The 23,290-nt window shown below is 37.6% G+C and carries 24 protein-coding genes; 11 read left to right on the top strand and 13 right to left on the bottom strand.

What is annotated here, in order from left to right; all coding sequences use genetic code 11:
- From FEE95_RS17580 to FEE95_RS17570, 3 genes are read left to right on the top strand one after another with little or no spacing between them, the layout of a single operon-like run.
- Entirely contained in the window at window positions 1-561 is a 561-nt protein-coding gene (locus FEE95_RS17580; RefSeq protein WP_138659332.1) for a toxin-antitoxin system YwqK family antitoxin, read from the top strand.
- Window positions 548-1,210, top strand: coding sequence for an SCO family protein (locus FEE95_RS17575; RefSeq protein ID WP_138659331.1), 663 nt, complete (start codon window positions 548-550; stop codon window positions 1,208-1,210). Before FEE95_RS17580 ends, FEE95_RS17575 begins: the two co-directional genes overlap by 14 nt.
- 21 nt (window positions 1,211-1,231) lie before the next feature.
- On the top strand, window positions 1,232-2,257 hold the full coding sequence (locus FEE95_RS17570) for a WD40/YVTN/BNR-like repeat-containing protein (protein WP_138659330.1): 1,026 nt from the start codon (window positions 1,232-1,234) through the stop codon (window positions 2,255-2,257).
- A gap of 45 nt (window positions 2,258-2,302) precedes the next feature.
- Here the strand turns inward: FEE95_RS17570 and FEE95_RS17565 are convergent, their stop codons facing one another.
- The 8 genes from FEE95_RS17565 to FEE95_RS17530 form a co-directional block, all read right to left on the bottom strand.
- Window positions 2,303-2,656 carry a DUF6515 family protein gene (locus FEE95_RS17565; protein ID WP_138659329.1) on the bottom strand — a complete coding sequence of 118 codons (354 nt, stop codon included), beginning with the start codon at window positions 2,654-2,656 and terminating at the stop codon, window positions 2,303-2,305.
- Between the two features lie 110 nt (window positions 2,657-2,766).
- The gene (locus tag FEE95_RS17560; protein ID WP_138659328.1) at window positions 2,767-3,222 is read right to left on the bottom strand and encodes a hypothetical protein; all 456 of its coding nucleotides are present in this window, start codon (window positions 3,220-3,222) and stop codon (window positions 2,767-2,769) included.
- Window positions 3,215-3,727: a hypothetical protein gene (locus FEE95_RS17555; RefSeq protein WP_138659327.1), complete on the bottom strand. Its 513-nt coding sequence runs from the start codon at window positions 3,725-3,727 to the stop codon at window positions 3,215-3,217. Before FEE95_RS17555 ends, FEE95_RS17560 begins: the two co-directional genes overlap by 8 nt.
- A 33-nt stretch (window positions 3,728-3,760) precedes the next feature.
- Complete coding sequence (locus tag FEE95_RS17550) at window positions 3,761-4,303, bottom strand: RNA polymerase sigma factor (RefSeq protein ID WP_138659326.1); 543 nt, start codon at window positions 4,301-4,303, stop codon at window positions 3,761-3,763.
- Between the two features lie 193 nt (window positions 4,304-4,496).
- Entirely contained in the window at window positions 4,497-6,320 is a 1,824-nt protein-coding gene (locus FEE95_RS17545; protein ID WP_138659325.1) for an ABC transporter ATP-binding protein, read from the bottom strand.
- On the bottom strand, window positions 6,320-8,029 hold the full coding sequence (locus tag FEE95_RS17540; RefSeq protein WP_138659324.1) for a phospho-sugar mutase: 1,710 nt from the start codon (window positions 8,027-8,029) through the stop codon (window positions 6,320-6,322). The genes FEE95_RS17545 and FEE95_RS17540 overlap by 1 nt, the downstream gene beginning before the upstream one ends.
- Before the next feature lie 31 nt (window positions 8,030-8,060).
- The gene (locus FEE95_RS17535) at window positions 8,061-9,035 is read right to left on the bottom strand and encodes a glycosyltransferase family 2 protein (protein ID WP_138659323.1); all 975 of its coding nucleotides are present in this window, start codon (window positions 9,033-9,035) and stop codon (window positions 8,061-8,063) included.
- Between the two features lie 34 nt (window positions 9,036-9,069).
- Window positions 9,070-9,594 carry a DUF4199 domain-containing protein gene (locus tag FEE95_RS17530; protein WP_138659322.1) on the bottom strand — a complete coding sequence of 175 codons (525 nt, stop codon included), beginning with the start codon at window positions 9,592-9,594 and terminating at the stop codon, window positions 9,070-9,072.
- A gap of 180 nt (window positions 9,595-9,774) precedes the next feature.
- On the opposite strand from FEE95_RS17530, the gene FEE95_RS17525 reads away from it, so the two are divergent.
- From FEE95_RS17525 to mtaB, 3 genes are all read left to right on the top strand, one after another.
- Window positions 9,775-10,107, top strand: coding sequence for a type B 50S ribosomal protein L31 (locus tag FEE95_RS17525; RefSeq protein WP_238474613.1), 333 nt, complete (start codon window positions 9,775-9,777; stop codon window positions 10,105-10,107).
- A gap of 88 nt (window positions 10,108-10,195) precedes the next feature.
- Window positions 10,196-11,371, top strand: a complete 1,176-nt coding sequence (locus tag FEE95_RS17520) for a GlmU family protein (RefSeq protein WP_138659321.1) — start codon at window positions 10,196-10,198, stop codon at window positions 11,369-11,371.
- A gap of 9 nt (window positions 11,372-11,380) precedes the next feature.
- Window positions 11,381-12,709 carry a tRNA (N(6)-L-threonylcarbamoyladenosine(37)-C(2))-methylthiotransferase MtaB gene (gene mtaB / locus FEE95_RS17515; protein WP_138659320.1) on the top strand — a complete coding sequence of 443 codons (1,329 nt, stop codon included), beginning with the start codon at window positions 11,381-11,383 and terminating at the stop codon, window positions 12,707-12,709.
- A 44-nt stretch (window positions 12,710-12,753) separates the two neighbouring features.
- On the opposite strand, the gene FEE95_RS17510 is transcribed toward mtaB, so the two are convergent.
- A complete protein-coding gene (locus FEE95_RS17510) occupies window positions 12,754-13,047 on the bottom strand; it encodes an N-acetyltransferase (RefSeq protein ID WP_138659319.1) in 294 nt (97 codons plus the stop codon).
- A 164-nt stretch (window positions 13,048-13,211) separates the two neighbouring features.
- Here FEE95_RS17510 and FEE95_RS17505 point away from each other — a divergent pair, with 164 nt between their 5' ends.
- Together FEE95_RS17505 and FEE95_RS17500 are read left to right on the top strand one after the other, a co-directional pair.
- The gene (locus FEE95_RS17505; RefSeq protein WP_138659318.1) at window positions 13,212-13,874 is read left to right on the top strand and encodes an alpha/beta fold hydrolase; all 663 of its coding nucleotides are present in this window, start codon (window positions 13,212-13,214) and stop codon (window positions 13,872-13,874) included.
- A 69-nt stretch (window positions 13,875-13,943) separates the two neighbouring features.
- Window positions 13,944-14,891 (top strand): lytic transglycosylase domain-containing protein, encoded by a 948-nt coding sequence (locus FEE95_RS17500; RefSeq protein ID WP_138659317.1) that lies wholly within the window; start codon window positions 13,944-13,946, stop codon window positions 14,889-14,891.
- A gap of 87 nt (window positions 14,892-14,978) precedes the next feature.
- Here FEE95_RS17500 and FEE95_RS17495 read toward each other — a convergent pair whose 3' ends face one another.
- Window positions 14,979-15,494, bottom strand: coding sequence for a DUF2892 domain-containing protein (locus tag FEE95_RS17495; protein WP_138659316.1), 516 nt, complete (start codon window positions 15,492-15,494; stop codon window positions 14,979-14,981).
- Window positions 15,495-15,497: 3 nt separating this feature from the next.
- Window positions 15,498-16,382, bottom strand: a complete 885-nt coding sequence (locus tag FEE95_RS17490) for a DUF6263 family protein (protein WP_138659315.1) — start codon at window positions 16,380-16,382, stop codon at window positions 15,498-15,500.
- 181 nt (window positions 16,383-16,563) lie between these two features.
- On the opposite strand from FEE95_RS17490, the gene rpmH reads away from it, so the two are divergent.
- Both rpmH and carB read left to right on the top strand, forming a co-directional pair.
- Entirely contained in the window at window positions 16,564-16,731 is a 168-nt protein-coding gene (rpmH, locus tag FEE95_RS17485) for a 50S ribosomal protein L34 (RefSeq protein ID WP_138659571.1), read from the top strand.
- Between the two features lie 116 nt (window positions 16,732-16,847).
- The gene (gene carB / locus FEE95_RS17480) at window positions 16,848-19,700 is read left to right on the top strand and encodes a carbamoyl-phosphate synthase large subunit (protein WP_138659314.1); all 2,853 of its coding nucleotides are present in this window, start codon (window positions 16,848-16,850) and stop codon (window positions 19,698-19,700) included.
- A gap of 75 nt (window positions 19,701-19,775) precedes the next feature.
- Here the strand turns inward: carB and FEE95_RS17475 are convergent, their stop codons facing one another.
- Entirely contained in the window at window positions 19,776-20,126 is a 351-nt protein-coding gene (locus FEE95_RS17475) for a GIY-YIG nuclease family protein (protein ID WP_138659313.1), read from the bottom strand.
- Between the two features lie 14 nt (window positions 20,127-20,140).
- On the bottom strand, window positions 20,141-21,550 hold the full coding sequence (gndA, locus tag FEE95_RS17470; protein ID WP_138659312.1) for an NADP-dependent phosphogluconate dehydrogenase: 1,410 nt from the start codon (window positions 21,548-21,550) through the stop codon (window positions 20,141-20,143).
- 188 nt (window positions 21,551-21,738) lie between these two features.
- Between gndA and zwf the strand changes: the two genes are divergently transcribed.
- Window positions 21,739-23,268 (top strand): glucose-6-phosphate dehydrogenase, encoded by a 1,530-nt coding sequence (zwf, locus tag FEE95_RS17465; protein WP_138659311.1) that lies wholly within the window; start codon window positions 21,739-21,741, stop codon window positions 23,266-23,268.
- Window positions 23,269-23,290 lie beyond the last annotated feature (22 nt).

Genomic DNA, 23,290 nt, shown 5'->3' with positions numbered 1-23,290 from the left:
ATGCGAATTTTTGTTTTCATCCTATGTTCCTCTCTTTGCCTTCTTTCTTGTGAAAGTGAGCTTTTGGCTGTTGATAAATCCAGTAACGAACTCCAACTGAACAATGGTGTCTTGGAGTATCAAGGTGAACCCTTTACAGGGGAACTCGTCAGTATGTACAACCCTTCATCCTTCAAAATGAAATTAGAGTATAAAGAAGGACGTAAAGATGGATACGAAAAGCAATGGTATCCGAATGGAGAACTTGCACAGCATCGTTTGTATTCTAAAGGTGTAAAAGTTGGCAATCATTTAGGTTGGTGGGAAGATGGAAGCAAAAAATTCGACTATCACTTCAACGAGAAAGGGGAGTACGAAGGGAATAGGAAAGAATGGTACCAAAACGGACAACTCGTACGAGACTTTAATTACTCCAAAGGAAAAGAGACAGGAAGTCAACGTATGTGGACCGATAACGGAAAAATAAGAGCAAATTACGAGGTTAAGAATGGAGAACGATTTGGTCTGATTGGTCTAAAGAAATGTTACACGGTAAACGTAGATTCAAATGAACTGGAATAAGTATGCCTTCTTGATTGCCATTTTACTTCAGCTTGTTTCTTGTGTTGAGGTGGATAAGAATAAGAGTGACTTAGTTACTAATAACAAGGAAAGTGCGACTACATTGCCGTATTTCAATTCCGCTATTTTCACTCCTGAATGGGATAAAGGAAATCACAAGATTCCAGAGTTTTCTTTTCGTAATCAGAATGGAGAGCTAGTTAACAACGAAACTTTTGTGGGTAAGATATATGTGGCAGATTTCTTCTTTACGATTTGCCCAGGTATCTGTCCCAAACTCACAAAGAATATGGGGATGCTTCAAGCGGCATATCAAGACGACCCAGATATCAAGCTTTTATCGCATTCTGTGATGCCTTGGAACGATACCGTGGATAAATTGAACGTATATGCCAAACAAAATGGTGTAAAACTACCACAGTGGCATTTGGTCACAGGTGATACCGAGGCAATTTATGATATTGCGCGAAACGGATATTTTGCAGATGAAGATTTTACAAAAACCCAAAAGCCTTCTAATTTTATTCATACCGAAAACTTTATTTTGGTAGATAAACAAGGATATATTAGAGGTGTTTATAACGGTACACTGCCTCTAGAAGTAAAGCGTTTGATGCGACATATTGAGATTCTTAAAAAAGAGCTCTGATTTTTTGTGCTACTTTTGAGTATGCGCAAACTCTTATTACTTCTAATTTTTACCGCTGTATTCTCTTGTATGGAAAAAGAGAGCAGACTTCCATTTACTTCAGTAGAAATTGAACCCATTTATGAAGATACGTTGAGTATTCGAGCGATTGATATTGTTGGGAATACCTTGAGATATGCCGCAAATAAAGGAACTTTTGGCAATATCGATTTAAAGACGGGTAAGATTATGGAAGGAATTCAAAAATACCAAACTAGTATTCCTGAGTTCAGGGCCATCACACATTCTTCAACGGACTTTTTTATGCTTTCAGTGGGAAACCCTGCATTGCTCTATAAAACAGGCAATGGAGGGACTATGGACTTAGTATATATGGAAGAAGGCGATGGTGTATTCTACGATGCCATGACTTTTTGGGATGACCAAGAAGGAATCGCAGTCGGAGATACCCTAGACGGCTGTATTTCCATTATAATTACTCGAGATGGCGGGAATACCTGGAACAAGCTATCTTGTAATGTACTCCCGAAAATGATTGAAGGCGAAGGTGCTTTCGCAGCGAGTGATACCAATATCAAAACTATTGGCAACAAAACTTGGATTGCAACGACGAAGCGTATCTTATTTTCTCCCGATAAAGGAAATACTTGGGAAGCTTTTGAGACTCCTATTTTAAATCAAGGCGAGGCAGAAGGTATTTATTCCATCGATTTCTGGGATGAGGATTTAGGAATAGCCATAGGAGGCGATTATACCAATCCCGATGGGAATAGTGCAAACAAGGCAATGACTTTCGATGGTGGAAAAACATGGGAACTTATTGCTGATGGACAAAACCCACCATACAAAAGCTGCGTCCAATTCGTTCCTAATACTAGCGGTAAAGAAATTGTTGCTGTAGGTTTTACCGGAATATCGTATTCAAGTGACCAAGGAGATTCTTGGAAACAACTTTCAGATGAATCGTTCTACACCATCCGATTTTTAAATGATTCTATTGCTTATGCTGCTGGAAAAAACAGAATAGCGAAACTTGTCTTTAAGTAAAAAAGGAAGCAATTACGCTTCCCTTTTTGATATTTTGGATATGGCTTATACATTTACGACAACATAACCTCGCCCTTGTTTTTTATACCAAATACCTTTGTATTTGTAAACTTTTCTTCCGTTTCTAAGTTTTACCACTTTGTTTCCTCTTGGTAAATGTCTTATTTGGATTCCCACAGGGGCAGCACAAACAACAAATTTGTTACCTCTTGGCTTGTACCAAACTCCATCAGCGAAACGAAAGTTTACTGTATTATGTACTACGACTTTTGGTTTGTGAATCTTGGTCACAACCGTACCATGTTTCGGATATACTTTTACGACTTTTCGCTGAGCAGTAGCAGATGATACTATTCCAAACATCAACATAAGAACGAATACTAATTTTAAATTTTTCATAGGTTTAAAATTTAAGGGTTATACTATTTTGACTATGAGTTCTGCACAAGGTTTAATAGAAAAAGAGGCTAAAAAGCCTCTTTTTTATGTATTTCATCGAATTTTGGATGTTATCTAAACCCGCCGCCGCCTTGACGCCTCTCCCGATATTGCTTAATCAATCTTCTTTTGAATTCTTCCTCAGCTCGCAAAAGCAGAAGTGTTTTTTTTGCCGAAATAACTTTGCTTACATCATTTAAAAATGTTTTATCTAAAACTTCTTCCTCGTCTTCGAAACTGATGTATTGTTCCAACAGTTTTTCCGCATCTTTTTCAGAAAGTCCGTCAGCATTTTTTATTTTACTTCGAATCTCAGTTCTTTCTTTTTTTCTTAGGGCTTCTCTTTTGTTCTCATATTCATTGTATATGGGCCAAAAGTCTTGCGCTTCTTGACTGGTTAAGCTTAATCTTTCCGTGAAGAAAGCTACTTTGAGCGATTTAATCTTCTCACGGTCTGGTCGTCGTTGGCCATAAAAATTAGCCGTCAACGCCAAAAAGGCTATCAGTATGAGTATTTTTTTATTCATAATCTTCAAGGTTTAGGTCTTCGATATCATCTATGTTATCATTTAAATAATCGATAACGTTTTCTTCATTGAATTGATTTTCTAATATATCGTTGATTTCCAATTCATCTACAGGCAGTAATTCTGCAATCTCATAGGTGGTCAACCCTAATTCATTGGATTCAAAGTAATTCTCAATGTCCGTACTTGCTAAATCTTCAAAGGTAATTTCTCCTGGAGTGTTCCAATTGAATCCAAAGAAAATTAAAATAATGGCTGCTATTGAAGCTGCGGTTAAATAATACTTTCTGTACGGATTTAGTTGAACTACTTTAGTTTCTTCAGAATTCAGTTTTTCCTGAATGTTTTTATGTAATCCCTCTAAATAATGCTCAGGAACGACAAAACCATCTTCTTTGGGCAAGTTGAACTTTTCTTCGTTCAATTTATCCATGAGCCCGTCTGTGAAGTTCTCGAAGTAACCTTCAGGTGTTTTGAATGGATTATTTTTATTTGACGCTTTCATTACTTTTATTTGACTGTCAATACTTTAAAAGGTTTAATCGTCTTTCAAATACGCTTCAATTTTCTTTGTTGCAAGATGATACGAAGCTTTCAATCCCCCGACCGAGGTTTCCAGAATTTCAGATATCTCTTCATATTTCAATTCTTGAAAATACTTCATATTAAAAATCAATTTCTGCTTCTCAGGCAAAGTTGCAATAGCCTTTTGCAGTTTTAATTGTATTTCATCGCCTTCAAAATACACATCTGCTTGCAAATTATCTAATAGCTGGTTTTGTAATTCCTCATTTCCGATGCCTTGCTTCTTTGATTTGGCCTTTAAAAAACTTAACGCTTCATTGGTTGCAATGCGATACATCCAAGAATATAATTTACTATCTCCTTTGAATCCTTCAATATTCCGGTATACCTTAATAAATGTGTTTTGTAACACATCGTCAGCATCATCATGATTCAATACAATCCTTCGAATATGCCAATAAAGCCTTTGTTTATAGGTGTTCACCAACACCTCAAAAGCCTTTGATTGGGCATTCGGGTCTTTTAACTGATTTACTAAATCGGCTTCAGCTATCAAAAATTGTTAGTTTGAGTTCTTAGCTTTGACTCTAAAGTTACTAAAAGGTTTAATTTGATAGGTTCGAAATACGAAAACGAAATACGAAATAAATAAGTCAGAAGATACCTTTGCAAATGCGTTTCCTTCGACCTTTAAGTTTTTTTGACAAAAATAGTTTAGGAATGGAAACCTCGTACTTCTTACTTTGTATTTAACCTAGAGATTGCATCTCCACCAGTTTTCTATAGGTGCCATTCTTTGCAAGTAGCTCCTCGTGAGAACCTTGCTCAACAATCACTCCTTTTTGAAGTACAACAATGGTATTTGCATTCTGAATGGTGGACAGACGATGGGCAATCACAATTGATGTTCTGTTCAACATCATCTTCTCCAAAGCATCTTGTACTAAACGCTCACTTTCAGTGTCTAAGGCGGAAGTAGCTTCGTCTAAAATCATTATCGGGGGATTCTTCAAAACCGCTCTAGCAATAGAGAGACGTTGTTTTTGTCCACCACTTAACTTATTGCCGCTATCACCAATATTGGTGTCATAACCTTCAGGCAACTCAGAAATAAATTCGTGCGCATTGGCAATCTTTGCTGCTTCTATTATTTCTTCTTCAGAAGCGTTCTCTTTTCCTAATCCGATATTTTTTTTAACGGTGTCGTTGAAGAGGATAGAATCTTGCGTGACTAATCCCATAAGATCTCGTAGGGATTTTTTCGTCATGTCTTTTATATTGATACCATCAATTTCGATTGTTCCATCGTTTACATCGTAAAAACGGGTTGCTAGATTCGCAATCGTACTTTTGCCACTGCCCGACTGCCCGACCAATGCCACAGCATGGCCTTTTGGTACCTTCAGGTTGAAGTTCTTCAAAACATAATCGTCTTCATATTTGAAAGAGATGTTTTTTAATTCTATTTCCGAATCAAAATCGGATTTGTCTATGGCATTCTCAATTTCCGAAATCGGATTTATAGTTTCTAGAATTTCCAAAACACGTTCCGCTGCGGCGTTTCCTTTTTTCACCCCGTAAGAAGCTTTACTAATTGATTTTGCAGGTGTTAGAATGTTATAGGCTAATCCCATATAGGCAATGAATTGAGAAGCATCGAGCGTTTTATCTACGATAACCATTTTGCCTCCAAACCATAATAAAACACCTATGACCAAGATTCCTAGAAATTCACCTGAGGGTGAGGCTAAGTTTTGACGGTTAAGTAGTTTATTGCTAAAATCAAAAAAACGTTTAGTTGAACTGGAAAAGGTTTTGAAAAATTTCGACTCAGCATTAAATGCCTTCACTACTCGCAAACCGCCCAATGTTTCCTCAACAATAGAAAGGAATTGACCTTGCTCTGATTGAACATCGTCTGATTGTTTCTTTAGAGATTTTCCAATCCATGAAATGATTCCACCAGCTAAAGGAATAAAAATAAAAACGAACAGTGTCAACTTACCACTAATGCCAAACATGATGAGAATCGTGAAAAGAATAGTTAAGGGTTCACGCACGATTAATTCCAAAATAGAAAGGAAAGAGTGTTGAATTTCCAAGACATCAGAAGTAATCCTAGCAATTACATCTCCTTTTCGCTTTTCAGAATAATATGAAATGGGAAGTTGTGTTATCTTCTCATACATCTGATTCCGAATGTCTTTTAAAACACCGTTTCGAAGAAAGGTGATAAAATACATCGCTAGATAATTAAAAAGATTTTTAAGCAAGAATAGGACTAAAATCAGTCCTATTACCAGAACTAAACCTTTCATTTTGTCTCCTCCTGAATATTGGGTAACATGATAACCGAGGTAACCCTCTATATAATCCATTGAATTACCGATACCAGTAAAAACAGGAAGTTCAGTTACGGGTTTGTCTTTTTCAAACAAAACATTCAACATCGGAATCAAGGCAGCAAATGACAATGCACTGAAAAGCGCATAAAGAATATTAAAAAAGATATTCAGATAACCGTACTTAGCATATGGTTTCGCAAAGCGTAGAATTTTTTTAAAATAGTCCATTAACTCAATTGGAGTTCCGAAAGGATGGTTTGAATCTTCGTGTCAAGTTGTGCATTAACCTTATTGTAATCAGAAGCGTTCTGTAGTCTAGCATTTGTAGTGATATAAAATTTAACCTTAGGCTCTGTTCCGCTAGGTCTTGCGGCAACTCGGGTTCCATCCTCGGTTTCGTAAATTAAAACATTGGACTTTGGTAAATCGATTGTTTTTTCTTCTCCGGTTATTACATTTGTCGCCATTGAAGTATTATAATCTTCAATCCATTTTACTTTGGAACCTGCAACAGAATCCACTGGGTTCTCCTTGAAATCCTTCAACATTTGTTTAATTTCCTCTGCGCCGCTCATGCCCTTTTTTGTTAAGGCAACTAGATGTTCTTTGTAAAATCCATAGTCAACATAACAATCAATCAAATCTTTGTAGAAAGAACTTCCGTTGGCTTTTGCCTGAGACGCAATTTCACAGGCGAGTAGGGTAGAAGTAACCGCATCCTTGTCACGAACGAAATCACCAACCATATAACCGAAACTTTCTTCACCGCCACCCACGAATTTGGATTGTGGGAAGTCCTTTATCATTTTACCGATCCATTTAAATCCGGTTAAAGCAGTTTTGAATTCTACCCCGTAAGCCTTTGCCATCGTTTCCATCATGGGTGTGGAAACGATAGTTGTCGCTATAAACTCATTTCCATCAAAACCTTTTTCCTTTTGTTTGTCCAGGAGGAACCTGGTCATTAAAACCATAGCTTGATTACCGTTTACGATTTCCATCTTACCTGAAAGGTTACGAACGGCAATTCCCAAACGATCACTATCGGGGTCAGTGCCAACTACCATATCAGCACCAATTTCTTCTGCTTTTGCTACGGCCATTGATAAAGCCTCTGGTTCCTCAGGGTTTGGAGATACTACCGTTGGAAAAGCACCATCTGGTTTTGCCTGCTCTGAAATTACAGTAACATTGTTGTATCCAGCACGTTTTAAAACTTCAGGAATAGCCGTAATCGAGGTGCCATGTAAAGATGTGAAAACGATTTTAAAATCATCTTTCCCAGCCGCACCAAAACTTCCTTTTTCAACAGATTGTGATATGAAAGCCTCATCAACATCCTTGTCGATAATTTGAATCAAACTATCATCCGAAGAAAAATTAATGTCCTCAAAAGAAAGCGAATTGATTTCCGAAATAATTTCCCCGTCTTGTGGTGGTACGATTTGTCCGCCATCCGTCCAATATACTTTATATCCATTGTATTCCGGAGGGTTATGAGAGGCCGTTAAAACGATACCCGCATGACAATTTAAATGACGCACAGCAAAAGACAGTTCAGGAGTAGTACGCAATTCTGAAAAGAGAAAGACTTTGATACCGTTAGCCGCAAAAACCTCTGCTACTGTCCTGGCAAGCGTATCACTATTGTGTCTGCAATCATAGGCGATTACGACCTTTATTTCTTCTTCGGTATAAGTTTTTCTAAGATAATTACTTAGGCCTTGAGTACTTTTTCCTAAAGTGTATTTGTTAATGCGATTAGTGCCAGCACCCATCATTCCGCGCATTCCACCTGTACCGAATTCCATGTTTTTATAGAAACGGTCTTTCAACTCTTCAGGGTCTGTATCAATTAGATTTTGAACTTCCTTTCTAATATTTTCATCAAAAAAATCAGTAAGCCAACTATGGGCAGTTCTTAAAATGGCATTCATATAAGTTTATTGTCTGTTTAGTACTACAAATTTAAGAAGAATATTGCTCTTTTTGGTTCGAGAGATTGATTTCCTCAGAAACCGTATAACGAGCTTCATTCTTTTTAGAACGGATAATCATTTCACCTAAAAATCCGGCTAAAAACAACTGTGAACCGATGAGCATTGAGGTTAATGCGATATAAAATTGAGGGCGCGATGTTATAAGTCTTCCGGTGGGATTAATAAAGAGCTTGTCAATTCCTAGATATAAAGCAAATCCGAACCCGATAACAAACATTAACACGCCCCAAGCACCAAAAAGATGCATAGGTCTTTTTCCGAATTTGGAGACAAACCAAATGGTAATTAAATCTAAAAATCCATTTATAAATCGTTCCATTCCAAATTTGGTTTTTCCATATTTACGAGCCTGATGCTGTACTACTTTTTCTCCTATGTTCGAGAAGCCGGCATTTTTGGCCAGTACGGGAATGTAGCGGTGCATCTCTCCAGAAACCTCAATATTCTTGACCACTTTTTTGTCATAGGCTTTAAGTCCACAATTGAAATCATGAAGTTTTACACCTGATGTTCTTCGAGCGGCCCAGTTAAATAGTTTCGAAGGTAGATTTTTGAACAATATGGAGTCGTAACGTTTCTTCTTCCATCCAGAAACCAATTCAAAGCCTTCTTCGTGAATCATCTTATAGAGTTCAGGAATCTCTTCAGGATTATCCTGTAAATCGGCATCCATAGTAACTACTACATCACCCTTTACAGCCTTGAAACCTGCATGAAGTGCTTGTGACTTACCGAAATTTCGTTGAAATCGAATTCCTTTAACTGAAGGATTTCTTTGGGCTAAACTTGAAATAATACTCCACGAATCATCAGTGCTACCATCATCGATAAAAAGAATCTCGTATAAAAAATGATTGGATTGCATAACATTTGCAATCCAATCATGAAGTTCTTTCAACGATTCTTCTTCGTTAAGTAAAGGAATTACTACTGATAAATTCATTGGTTACTTCTGATTGTCTTATCAAAAGTACAAATTAGTTAAGGTTTTCTGTTCTTTTTAGAATCAATCCCGAAATCAAAGAAATTATAAGACCAAAGACTAAACTAAATACGAGTCCAATAGCTACCTGTATTCCCGGGGTAGAGAATTTTTTCCCCATCTCCATTTGCTGATCGATTTGGTCCGGTGTCATCTTTGTACTTTCAGCTAATGCAGCTTTTTGAAATTCCATTGCTTTGGTCATCATCTCTGGGTCAATAACATTAGCCATTACCTGATTGAACAAGATTCCAATAATTCCTCCGACAAGAGCAATTCCTACACCAACTTTCATGGCCTCTCCCAAAGATAAAAAACCATTGTTTGCTTTACGAAATTGAATCATTCCAATGACAATAGCCGCTATAGTAAGGGCTAACGATATAGACATTACCATGAATCCGCCTTGATAATGCATGTCTACTGAATAAAGCATTAAAGCAAATACAATACCAATACCACCTAGAATGACTCCATAGGTTAATGCAAACTTTCCTGTTTTAGGTTGATTTTCTTCCATTTTATAATGTTTTTAGGTTGTTGTTTTGGTTAGTTGTTTTAAAAGGAATTTTGTTACATCTTAAAGTTACAATTTTTAGGCTTTCTTTTTTAGAATTTAAATTGCGGATTAAATAAAAAGAATTAAATTTGCAGGCTGAATTTAGTGCCTGTCGGAATGGGTGCGTTAAAGTTTATTACAATGAAAAAAGGGATTCACCCAGAGAATTACAGATTGGTAGCTTTCAAAGACATGTCTAATGACGATGTATTTTTGACAAAATCTACAGCTGATACAAAGGAAACATTAGAAGTTGATGGTGTTGAGTATCCTTTGGTAAAATTAGAAATATCTAGAACTTCACATCCGTTTTACACTGGTAAAGCCAAATTTTTGGATACTGCTGGTCGAATTGACAAGTTCAAAAGCAAATACGACAAGTTTAAAAAGAAGGCGGCCCCTGCTGTTGAAGAGGCTCCTAAAGTGGAAGAAGCTCCTAAAGTTGAGGCTGAAGCTAGCAAAGAAGAAGAATAGACCGTATTTTACAGATAAAATATACCTTACGCCTCTGATACCTAGTATCGGAGGCGTTTTTTGTTAATTTTGCTCAAAATTAGAATTGATGAATTACATTCTTTTTGATGGTCCCGTTCGAGAAGCGCTGCTTCCCTTTACATTTACGAGGCCCGTTGCTGATATTCGGATTGGTATTTTAACTATTCGAGAGAAATGGGAAAAATATTTAGGCAATACAACCACAACGATTACTGAGGACTACCTGTCTGAAAAGTATCCGATGGTAGAAATGGAGCAGAATGTTTTGATAAACGCATCGTTTTTACCGAATGCAGAACTGGTCGATATGGTGAAGGCACTTGGAGAGAATGAAGCTATTTTTTATGAAGATGATGTAGTTGCCTTCTACTCCAAAGAAACACAAAATGATATTGACCTTTCATCTTTTAATCAGAAGGAATATACAGGGGATATTATTCGAATAGAATATACCTGGGATATCTTTTCAAAGAATGAAGTGGCACTTCAGGCAGATTTTGATTTTATCACCGAGGGAAGAAAAAGTCAACCCATTTCTAGTACCAATAATTTAATTAATCCGGAGAATATCTTTTTAGAAGAAGGTGCAAGCGTTGAGTTTAGTATTTTGAATGCTACTGATGGACCTATTTATATTGGCAAGGATGCTCAAGTTTGGGAGGGAAGTCTCATACGAGGTTCATTTGCTCTTTGTGATAATGCAACGGTAAAAATGGGCGGTAAGATGTATGGCGCTACAACTATTGGCCCTCATTCGAAAGTATGTGGAGAAGTGAGCAATACCGTAATTTTTGGCTATTCTAGTAAAGGTCATGAAGGCTATCTTGGAAATGCGGTTTTGGGAGAATGGTGTAATATTGGGGCAGATTCTAACAATTCTAACCTAAAGAATAATTATGCGAAAGTCCGAATATGGAATTACGCCACCGAAAAATTTGACCAAACTGGGTTACAATTCTGTGGGCTCATGATGGGCGACCATAGCAAGACGGCAATCAATACCATGTTTAATACGGGTACGGTTATCGGTGTAAATTGCAACATATATGTGCCAGGGTTTCCAAGAAATTTTGTTCCTAGTTTTAGCTGGGGCGGTGCATCTGGCTTTTCAAGTTATCTGCCTAGAAAGGCATTTGAAGTTGCTAAAGTGATGATGGCTAGAAGGGGAGTGGAGTTTAATGATGTTGAGGCAAGGATTTTAGAGCACGTATTTGAACTCACCCAGAAATGGAGAAATTATTAGGTAATTGTTGTGAAAAAGAAAGTCGCATTTTACACATTGGGCTGTAAGCTTAACTTCTCAGAGACTTCTACTATTGCAAGAGGTTTTCAAGAAGAAGGTTTTGAGCGTGTGGACTTTTCTGAAAATGCGGATATGTATGTGATTAATACCTGTTCAGTCACTGAAAATGCAGACAAGCGTTTCAAAACCATAGTGAAACAAGCGCAGAAGGTAAATCCTGAGGCTTTTGTTGCAGCTATTGGTTGTTATGCACAGTTGAAGCCAGAGGAGTTAGCTGCTGTTGATGGAGTAGATTTGGTTTTAGGAGCTACAGAAAAATTTAAGATTACCGATTACATCAACGACCTTTCAAAGAATGACATGGGAGAAGTACACTCTTGTGAAATTGAAGATGCTGATTTCTACGTAGGTAGTTATGCAATAGGAGATAGAACAAGGGCCTTTTTAAAGGTGCAAGATGGTTGTGATTACAAATGTACCTATTGTACGATTCCCTTAGCAAGGGGGATATCTAGAAGTGATACGGTAGCAAATGTTATGAAGAATGCAGCTGAAATATCTGCTAAAGGAATTAAGGAAATTGTACTAACAGGAGTTAATATAGGAGATTACGGAAAGGGTGAATTTGGAAACAAGAAGCACGAACATACTTTTTTAGATTTGGTAAAGGCTTTGGATCAAGTTGAAGGTATTCACCGATTGCGTATATCCTCAGTAGAGCCCAACCTTCTTAAAAATGAGACAATCGAATTTGTGTCGAATAGCAATTCATTTGTGCCACATTTTCATATTCCCTTGCAGAGTGGGAGTGATGCTATTCTCAAACTCATGCGTCGCCGCTATTTGAGCAATTTGTATGTTGATAGAGTCAGGCGTATCAAAGAAACTATGCCTCATGCTTGTATTGGGGTTGATGTTATTGTCGGATTCCCGGGTGAAACCGATGAACATTTTCTAGAAACCTATCATTTCCTGAATGGACTTGATATTTCTTATTTGCATGTCTTTACGTATTCTGAACGCGATAATACTGCAGCGGCTGAAATGGTTGGTGTGGTACCTAAAAATGTGCGAAGCAAGCGTAGTAAAATGTTACGGGGACTATCGGTTAAGAAAAGAAGAGCTTTTTACGAGAGTCAATTGGGTACTTCAAGAACAGTTTTGTTTGAAGGAGAGAACAAAGAAGGGTATATCCACGGATTTACTGAGAACTATGTTAAAGTGAAAGCACCTTGGAATCCTGAATTAGTCAATACTTTACACGAAGTGGAGCTAACAGCTATTGATGAAGATGGGGTCGTTCGATTTGAATTTGTTTCAAGTTCAGTGAAGGCATAAAAAAACCTCCTTAAAAGGAGGTTGATTTTTTCAGAAAGGTTTTGTTAGATTCGAATTCCAACTGGTAACATTTCTTTGTACTGTCTGTTTTTTCTTAGAAAACCTGCAATCTGCGGGCTGGTAGGTACAACTCTAAGGTTTTTCTCTTGAATGTGATGTAAAACGGATTTGATAAAATCCTCTTTAAATGCATCTTTGGTAATTGCTTCAGGAATTACCAGTTTGGTTAAAAAGACTTTACGCTCTTGAGATGAATATTCGATTTTAGCAAGGTGTCCTTCCACGCTAGTTTCGAATTGACGCAAGAAACTGTTGTCTTTAATTTCTACTTCATTCATATAGTCTGATTTTAAAGTTGGTTTAAGACAAAAAAATTACGGGGTTCTCGAACCGTAATTTTATATACTTTTACAAAAGTTAACTCTAGGGGCTTTTTTAAAAGCAGCATACAAAAGTACTGAAAAAATTACGAATTTCCTAGTTAAAGCCTGCATTGTATTATATGACCGACAATAAGATTCATGTTTACTTCATGCCAGGAATGGCAGCAAATCCATCAATTTTTAAGCATATACAACTTCCTGAGGACCAATTTGAGCAGCATTTGTTGTCATGGTTCGTTCCTGATAAAAATATGACACTTGCAGAATATGCTTTGAAAATGACCGAGAGTATCAGTCACGAAAATATCATATTGGTTGGGGTTTCTTTCGGGGGAATGCTCGTTCAAGAAATGGCGAGAAATATAAAAACAAGAAAGGTAATTGTAGTTTCAAGTGTGAAACACGAATCAGAATTACCCAAACGTATGCTTTTTGCAAAGTATACCAAAGTACATAAATTACTTCCGACAGGTTTGGTAAATAATGTGGAACTTTTAGCAAAATATGCATTTGGGGAAACCGTTAATAAACGTTTGGAATTATATGAGGAATATCTCTCTTTAAAAGATAAGTATTACATCGACTGGTCTATAGATCAGATTGTGAATTGGAAGCAGACTTACTGTCCGGATTGTCTAGTGCATATACATGGAGATAAGGACAACGTTTTTCCAATTGGAAACATCAAGAATTGCATTCCTGTTAAAAATGGGACACATACGATGATAATTCACCGTGCGAAGTGGTTTAATGAGCATTTGCCTGCAATTATTTTAGAATAAATGAGTTGTATTTAAGATGCAATTTAGAATGCGTTCTATACCTTTGAATAACAGATTAAATCAATACGAATGAAAATTTTAAAGAATATTTTAATGGGGCTTGGAGTCCTTTTAGTTGTGAGCACTTTATTGTTTGCTATGCAATCAAAGGCCGACGATGCAAATGATTTGGCCGAAAATGAAGCTGAGAAGAATGTTTCGGAGGGCTATAAAATATCTGCTATTGATATTCCGGAAGATTTGAATTTTGCCGGCGAGCCGGTGCCTCAAGAAGACCCTGAGATTATGGAACGTGTCGACCGCGAGTTTCTGGTAAACACCTACTGGCAGTCAAATGCTTTGTTGTTAATGAAAAGAGCGCACAAATATTTTCCTGTTATTGAACCAATTTTGGCAAAAAACGGAATTCCTGAGGACTTTAAATATTTAGCAGTCGCAGAAAGCGGATTACAAAATGTAGTTTCCAGCGCCAGAGCAACAGGTTTTTGGCAAATAATGAAAGCTACAGGTAAAGAATACGGATTGGAAATCAATCAAAACGTAGATGAGCGTTATCATTTAGAAAAATCTACAGAGGTAGCTTGTCAATATTTGAACAAGTATAAAAAGAAGTATGGTTCTTGGACCTTAGCCGCTGCCGCCTACAATACGGGCACGGGCTCAGTAGATAAATATTTAAGAATCCAAAAAGTCAATGATTACTACGATTTGTTATTAGGACAAGAAACAGGTCGTTACGTCTTCAGAATTATGGCTATTAAGGAGATTTTAAGTAATCCTGAGAAGTATGGTTTTGATATTGAAAAGGAAGATCTCTACTCAGCAGTGCCAACGTTTACCGTCGAGGTGGATAAGCCAGTTGCGAACTTTGCGGATTTTGCGAAAGAGTACGGTATTAATTATAAGGTATTGAAAAGACATAATCCATGGTTACGTGAACCACACCTGAATAATCAGTCTGGGAAGAAGTATACGATTCAAATACCAAACAAGGGATATTATAAAGACTCCAAATAAGTGATTGGCTGACGGCTGAATACAAAGAAAACAAAAAGCACTTCTACGTAGAAGTGCTTTTTGTTTCTAATTTTTACCAATTGCCAACTAAATCTTCTTCATCTGCTGTTGCATCATCTTAATCTGTTCAGTGAGCATCTTGTTCTTATCTAACTTCTTTGCTTCCTGAAGTAGCATAGTAGCCTCTCGTTTACGACGCTTTTGCATAGCTATACCCGCTAAGCTCAATTTTGCCATGGCCACATCATAATCCATTGTTAAACCTAATTTGAGGGCTTTTTTAAAGTATTTTTCAGCTTGGGTAAGGTTGGTTTGAGAAAAGATAATCCCATGCAAATAATTGTAATAGCCTTGCTGTTTGGTGGTCAATGCTTTTTCAGGGTCATTGATTTTATTTAGCCATTTTTGGGTGCCGACCATATCCTGTTTTCGCATTCGAAGAAAGGCCAATAAAATCATTTCATTTCTGAAATACAGGAAAATAAATATGAATGAAAGAAGTATCAGGAAAATACCATTGCCAATTCCCCCTTCATAAAATTGATACCCTGCATAAGCAATTAGCAACCCGGCAATAATAAGTTTGAAAATTTTATTAAACATGTTTTAGTCTTTGATTAATTCGTAGGTAATTTTTGATGTTATGGAGGTCGGTATTTTTTGATCTCCCAGTTGGGCCATGGTTGATGAGCCCTCGGCCTTACCGTCCACAGTCATTTTTAGTATGAAGCCTGAAAGGACGTCCGTTAAAATTTTGGTGGTCTGGGTACCTTCTAAATTCATCACTGTACCAGATTCATTGGTTTCCATAAGAACAGTTGCAGAACCGCTTATGGTGGCATTCGTTTCATCGATTGCTTCTAAAGTCCAAGTATTTTTGGCATTTAGCTTTCCCTGATATTCATTTTGCCAAGAATCTCCTATCGTAACAGTACGGTCACTATAGATATAGGTTAGTTGTTTATAGCTATTCGAAAGCGCTTCGGATCCAAATTCTTTTTCAAGCCCTTTTTTCATCATGTTTTTAGAGAACTCATCTTCTAATCCTGATGCATTAGCCATTTTGGTTACCAAACTATCTCCACCGATAACCTCCAAAATATCTCCTGTCTTTGCCAGCGTCAAGTTAACAGGATTATTTAACAGACTATTAAAAATTTGAGATTGCACATCATTTTCCGATACTTCCTTTGCTTTTACTTCCATTAACTGACCCTGTATGCTAGAATTCATTAATAGATTTAAATCTTTAAAAGCAAGAGAGATTTCATAGGTACTATCTTTCTCTGCTAAGACGATAAATTCAAGAATACCATTCATGTCATTGGTTAATTCATGGGTGGCTCCGTCTAGTTCTTGCACAATGGTTTGCTGCGCATGTTGCTTAACCATTAAAGTATCACCAGTATTGAGATGGTAACCTAGTGTTGTCTGAGCGGGCAAGGACAATGTGCTCAGAACAAAACATAAAAGTATGATGGCTTGTTTCATAGTGTTCTATTGACTGAAATTAGGCTGTGGCAAAAGTAGTAAAAACGAATCTTAAGGGATAGGAGAGATGCGTAAAAATATTTTTTCATTTGTATTTGGCAAAGCAAAAACTCTTCGTATATTTGCGCCCAGTTTTACAGGTCGTTCTGTAGCGTATACAAAAAAAGAAAAGGATTCAACAATGCCAGGTCAAAAGAGAACATATCAGCCATCAAAAAGAAAGAGGAGAAACAAGCATGGTTTCAGAGAGCGTATGGCTTCTGTAAACGGAAGAAAGGTTCTCGCTAGAAGAAGAGCCAAAGGAAGAAAAAAATTAAGTGTATCCTCTGAGATAAGACACAAAAAATAATGATTGCATATTTTTAAAATATTTAAGGTGTTACTTTTTCGAAAGTAGCACCTTTTTTTTATGCTGTAATTATACGTAACACCATATAAATCAACTATTAAAGTACAATAGAGAACATGCCAAAAAGAGAAGATTTAAAATCCATTTTGATTATCGGTTCAGGACCAATTGTTATTGGACAAGCTTGCGAGTTTGACTATGCCGGTTCACAATCATTACGTTCCTTACGTGAAGACGGAATTGAGACCATCTTGATTAATAGTAACCCTGCAACCATTATGACTGATCCGTCAATGGCCGATCATGTGTATTTGAAACCTTTGACGACAAAATCAATCATTGAGATTTTAAAAGAACATCCACAAATTGATGCGGTATTACCAACGATGGGTGGGCAGACTGCTTTGAACCTATGTATCGAAGCCGATGAAAAAGGTATTTGGAAAGACTTTGAGGTTGATATGATAGGTGTTGATATCGACGCAATCAATATTACAGAAGATCGAGAAAAATTTAGGGAATTGATGTTGAAAATTGGTGTTGGTATGGCACCTCAAGCGACTGCAACCTCTTTTTTAAAGGGAAAGGAAATCGCTCAAGAATTCGGTTTTCCATTGGTAATTCGAGCTTCGTATACTTTAGGTGGTGCGGGAGCTTCTATAGTTTATAAACCTGAAGATTTTGACGAACTTTTAAGTAGGGGATTAGAAATATCGCCTATTCATGAAGTAATGATTGACAAAGCGATGATGGGTTGGAAAGAGTTTGAATTAGAACTACTTCGTGATAAAAACGACAATGTTGTTATAATTTGTGCTATCGAGAATATGGACCCAATGGGAATTCATACTGGTGACTCAATTACCGTAGCGCCCGCAATGACCCTTTCTGATAAAACTTACCAGAAAATGCGAGATATGGCGATTCATATGATGCGCAGCATTGGTGATTTTGAAGGGGGATGTAATGTGCAGTTCGCTGTTAGTCCCGATGAGAATGAAGATATTATTGCTATTGAAATCAATCCTAGAGTTTCTCGTTCTTCAGCTTTGGCCTCAAAAGCTACAGGATATCCTATAGCAAAAGTCGCTACCAAATTGGCAATTGGCTATACGCTTGACGAATTGGAAAATCAAATTACGAAATCCACATCGGCTTTGTTCGAGCCAACTTTGGATTATGTAATTGTAAAGATTCCAAGATGGAATTTTGATAAATTCGAGGGTTCTGATAGAACTTTAGGACTTCAAATGAAAGCGGTAGGAGAAGTAATGGGGATTGGTCGTTCTTTTCAGGAAGCACTTCATAAGGCCACGCAATCCCTAGAAATCAAAAGAAATGGATTAGGAGCAGATGGAAAAGGATATAAGAATTACGACCAAATTATAAGCAAGTTGACTATCCCAAGTTGGGATAGGGTTTTTGTGATTTACGATGCTATTCAAATGGGAATTCCGTTGAGTCGCATTCATGACATTACTAAGATTGATATGTGGTTCTTAAAACAATATGAAGAGCTATATCAATTAGAGAAAGAGATTTCACAATATACTATTGCTAGCCTTACCAGAGAATTGCTGCTGGAAGCAAAGCAAAAGGGTTTTGCCGATAGACAGATTGCTCATATGCTGGATTGCTATGAAAGTGAAGTGTATAACAAACGTACTGAACTTAGCGTGAACCGCGTTTACAAATTGGTGGACACTTGTGCTGCGGAATTTGAAGCACTTACTCCATACTACTACTCTACCTTTGAGGCTGAAGTTGAAACGCCAGATGGTGAACGATACGTAGCGAATGATAGTGTCGTTACTGATAAGAAAAAGATTGTCGTTTTAGGTTCCGGACCGAACCGAATTGGGCAGGGGATCGAATTTGACTACTGCTGTGTACACGGCGTATTGGCTGCTGCGGAATGTGGTTATGAAACAATCATGATTAACTGCAACCCAGAAACGGTTTCTACAGATTTTGATACTGCTGATAAACTCTATTTTGAACCCGTATTCTGGGAACATATTTATGATATTATCCGTCACGAAAAGCCAGAAGGAGTTATTGTGCAATTAGGTGGACAGACCGCATTGAAGTTAGCTGAAAAGCTTTCGAAGTACGGCATCAAAATTATAGGTACAAGTTTTGAGTCTTTGGATTTAGCGGAAGACCGGGGAAGTTTCTCAAAATTATTGAAAGAAAATGATATTCCTTACCCGAAGTTTGGTGTTGCCGAAACTGCTGATGAAGCTTTACACTTGGCTGACGAACTTGGGTTTCCTTTGTTGGTAAGACCTTCTTATGTTCTTGGTGGTCAAGGAATGAAAATCGTAATTAATAAAGAGGATTTAGAAGCACATGTGGTTGACTTGCTTCGTAAAATTCCAAATAACAAATTACTCTTAGACCATTACTTAGATGGAGCTATTGAGGCTGAAGCAGATGCTATTTGCGATGGAAAGGATGTCTACATTATCGGAATCATGGAGCATATCGAACCTTGCGGTATTCACTCTGGAGATTCAAATGCAACGCTTCCGCCTTTTAACTTAGGGGAATTTGTAATGCAGCAAATCAAAGATCACACGAAAAAGATTGCCTTAGAGCTCAATACCGTAGGTCTAATTAATATTCAGTTTGCGATTAAAGACGATAAGGTATACATCATCGAAGCAAATCCGAGAGCTTCTAGAACCGTTCCTTTTATTGCAAAAGCTTACAAGGAACCTTATGTGAACTATGCTACTAAGGTGATGTTAGGGGAAAAGAAAGTGAAGGATTTCGATTTTAACCCTGAGCTGGAAGGTTTTGCGATTAAACAGCCGGTATTCTCTTTCAACAAATTCCCTAATGTAAATAAGAACTTAGGACCTGAAATGAAGAGTACGGGGGAAAGCATCTTGTTTATTGATAGTTTGAAGGATGATGAGTTCTATAACTTATATGCAAGACGTAAAATGTATCTCAGTAAGTAGAGCTTATTGAAATTCCATATTTTAAATCCCAAATTCCAAAATTTGCTGTTGGAATTTGGGATTTTGATTTTATAATCAATTAAACCAAACCGCATAACCTTGTCTACGCAATTCCAGAGCTAAATTTTCCTCAAGTTTTAGTGCTTCAGCCCAACTGGTAACGGGGTCGATATGTTGAAAAAGGCTTCCACGTAAATACAAACCATATTTCTCTACGATGTTGGCAGAAAGCTTATGACCTTTTTTATTGACATAGCCTGATTTGTGCTGTTCAAAACGCTCTTTGGGAGTTTTACTCGTTATACCCACATACAAACATTGCAGTACCCCATTGAACTGTGGATTAGCTTCACGAAATTTTCTATTCTCTGTGTATACCTTTTTATAGAGTTCGATGACATAGACTTTATATTGGGTTTTGGGCATTTTAGATGTTTAAGCTATTTCTCCCACTCCGTATGAAAAACTCCATCACGGTCTAAACGTTCATAGGTATGCGACCCAAAATAATCACGTTGTGCCTGGATTAGGTTTAAAGGCAATCTTGAGGAAGTATAGGCATCAAAATAGGTCAATGAATTTGAAAGCCCAGGGGTAGGAATACCATTTTTGGCAGCATAAGCTACCAACTTCCGGGTTGAATCAACTGTACTTTGCACCTTTTTGATAAAAGAAGGGGAGAGCAACAAATTTGGAAGATTCTTGTCCGCATTAAAAGCTTCGGTGATATCGGCTAGGAGTCCTGCTCTAATAATACAGCCTGCCCGCCAGATTTTAGCGATTTCGGCAATCTCCAATTCATAGCCATATTCGTTAGAAGCATCTGCCAATTGATGCAAGCCTTGCGCATAAGTGATGATGAATGAGAAATACAAAGCTTCTTCCGCTAGTTTTTCTAATGTAATCTTATCCATATGCTCGATAGCAGGACGGTCATACAATTTATCGGCAGTAATACGTTCATCTTTTAAAGCAGATATCTCACGCATACTTACCGCGATATCAATAGAAGGTACTGGTATACCTAAGTCCATCGCATTTTGGCTTGTCCATTTGCCCGTACCTTTTTGTTTGGCTTTGTCTAATATTTTATCGACTAACTTGCCTTCTCCTAATTCGTCATCTTGTGCAAAAATTTCAGAAGTGATTTGAACTAAAAAAGATTGTAATCTTCCAGAGTTCCATTTCGAATAGGTTTGATGTAATTCATTATTATTGAAATCTCCACCTTTTTTAAGCAAATCATAGATTTCCGAGGTCAATTGCATAAGTCCGTATTCAATACCGTTATGCACCATTTTCACATAGTTTCCTGCAGATTTTGGACCCAAATAGGTTACGCAGGGCTCACCTTTATATTTTGCTGAAACCGCTTCGAAAATCGGTTTTACGTGTTGATACGCTTCGCGATTTCCACCAGGCATGATACTCGGCCCGAGGCGAGCTCCGCTGGCACCGCCTGAAACTCCCGCTCCAAAGAAATGGATTCCTTTTTCCGCTAAATAGGAATCCCGTCTATCGGTATCGGTAAAGTAAGAATTTCCTCCATCAATAATAATATCGTCTTTATCCAAAAGGGGAAGTAAATTCTCAATTACAGCATCGACAATTTTTCCAGCAGGGACCAACAACATGATTTTCCTTGGCGTAGAAAGAGCTTCAATAAAGGTTTTAGCATCGTCGGAGGCATTTACCTTTTGCGTGTCACCACCTTCTTGTATAAGTGCATTTACTTTGTCTAAATCGAGGTCATTACCAAAAGCGGAAAATCCGTTATCTGCTACATTTAAAATAAAATTGCGTCCCATGACGCCTAAACCTACCAATCCGAAATCGTATGTATCCTTCATATAAATCAATTTACTTTCATTCCCTTGACGAAGGGAATCTCTTTTCCCGTCATAAAATTTGAATAAAAACCTATTTAAATTCCATATGCCCAAAAATAAATCAAAATATTCGGTTTAGGTTCTACTTGGGCTTGGAAACTCCCTTAGGATAGTTATATTTAAAACATTAGAAAACGCATATTCGTATCATGACGAAAACAGAAAACCAAATGCTTATTATTTTCGGGGCTTCCGGAGATTTAACCGCCCGAAAACTCGTCCCCGGCCTGTTTAACCTTTTCAAAGGAAAGCATCTTCCTAAAAACTTTGTGGTCTTAGGCGTGAGCAGAAGTGATATGACCGATGCTGAGTTTCGAAAAAAAGTGGCTCTTGAAAGCGAGCATTTAAAAAGTCAAGCAACGGTTAAAGATTTTGGTTTAGTAGAGGATTTTGCAAACCAAATTTTTTACGAAGATTTAGGTTCGAACTACGATGTGAATTATAGTCGTTTGGAAAAACGAATTTCAGATTTAAACTCAAAATATCGAACCGAAAATAATTATATTTTTTACCTGTCGACTCCGCCTAGTTTATTTGAGGCTATTGCAAAAAACCTGACTGACCAAGGTCTTAACGACGAGACCAGCGGTTGTAAGCGTTTAATTGTGGAAAAACCTTTTGGCTATGATTTAGAAACTGCAAAAGCTTTGAACAAAGGACTGCAGCAATATTTTAAAGAATCGCAGATTTATCGCATAGATCACTATTTGGGTAAGGAAACAGTTCAAAACCTCCTGGTGACTCGTTTCGCGAATAGTATTTTCGAACCTTTGTGGAATCGCAACTATATAGACCATGTCGAGATTACAAATGCAGAGAGTGGGGGCGTAGGTTCGCGTGGTGGTTATTACGATGGGTCGGGTGCTCTACGGGATATGTTTCAGAACCATTTACTACAAATAGTATCGCTTATCGTTATGGAACCACCCATAGATGCAAATGCACAAGAAATTAGAAATGAGAAGGTCAAGGCGCTGCGTTCACTTCGAATTATGCGAGATGAAAAAACACTTCACGACCATACCATTCGAGCGCAGTATGTTAGTTCGAAAATTAATGGAGAAGTAGTTAAAGGATATCGTGAAGAAGATGGTGTAGATTCAGAATCTACCACAGAGACCTATGCGGCGATTAAGTTTTATGTGGATAATTGGCGTTGGAAAGATGTGCCGTTTTATGTGAGAACGGCAAAACGAATGCCGACTAAGGTTACTGAAGTGGTCATCCATTTTAAGTCGCCTCATCATCAGATTTTTAAAGATTCTGGAATGTTCAATAAAGACAACAAATTAATAATACGAATTCAACCTGATGAGGGAATCTTGGTGAAGTTTGGTGTAAAAGTTCCGGGACAGGGATTCAAAGTTGAGCGAGCAAATCTAGACTTTTATTATTCAGGACTTACAGAAACGCATGTTATGGAAGCGTATGAGCGTTTGTTGTTGGACGCGATGCAAGGAGATGCGACCCTTTATGCGAGAGCAGATGAAGTGGAAGCCGCTTGGGAGTTTGTAAACCCGATTTTAGAATATTGGAAGAATTCAGAAGCTAAGGTTTACGGATATTCCGCCGGAGTATGGGGCCCTGAGAACGCCGATGACTTAATTGAAGGCTACGGAATGTGGCGAAATCCTGGGCCGAATTTGGCGGACGATCCTGGGTTTTGTGTGATTTGCTAGGTTCTAGGAAGTCAGGAAAAAT

The organism is Maribacter algarum (ex Zhang et al. 2020), from assembly GCF_005885635.1.
Classification (GTDB): Bacteria; Bacteroidota; Bacteroidia; order Flavobacteriales; family Flavobacteriaceae; genus Maribacter_C; species Maribacter_C algarum.
This window is presented reverse-complemented; position numbering and strand designations above follow the sequence as displayed.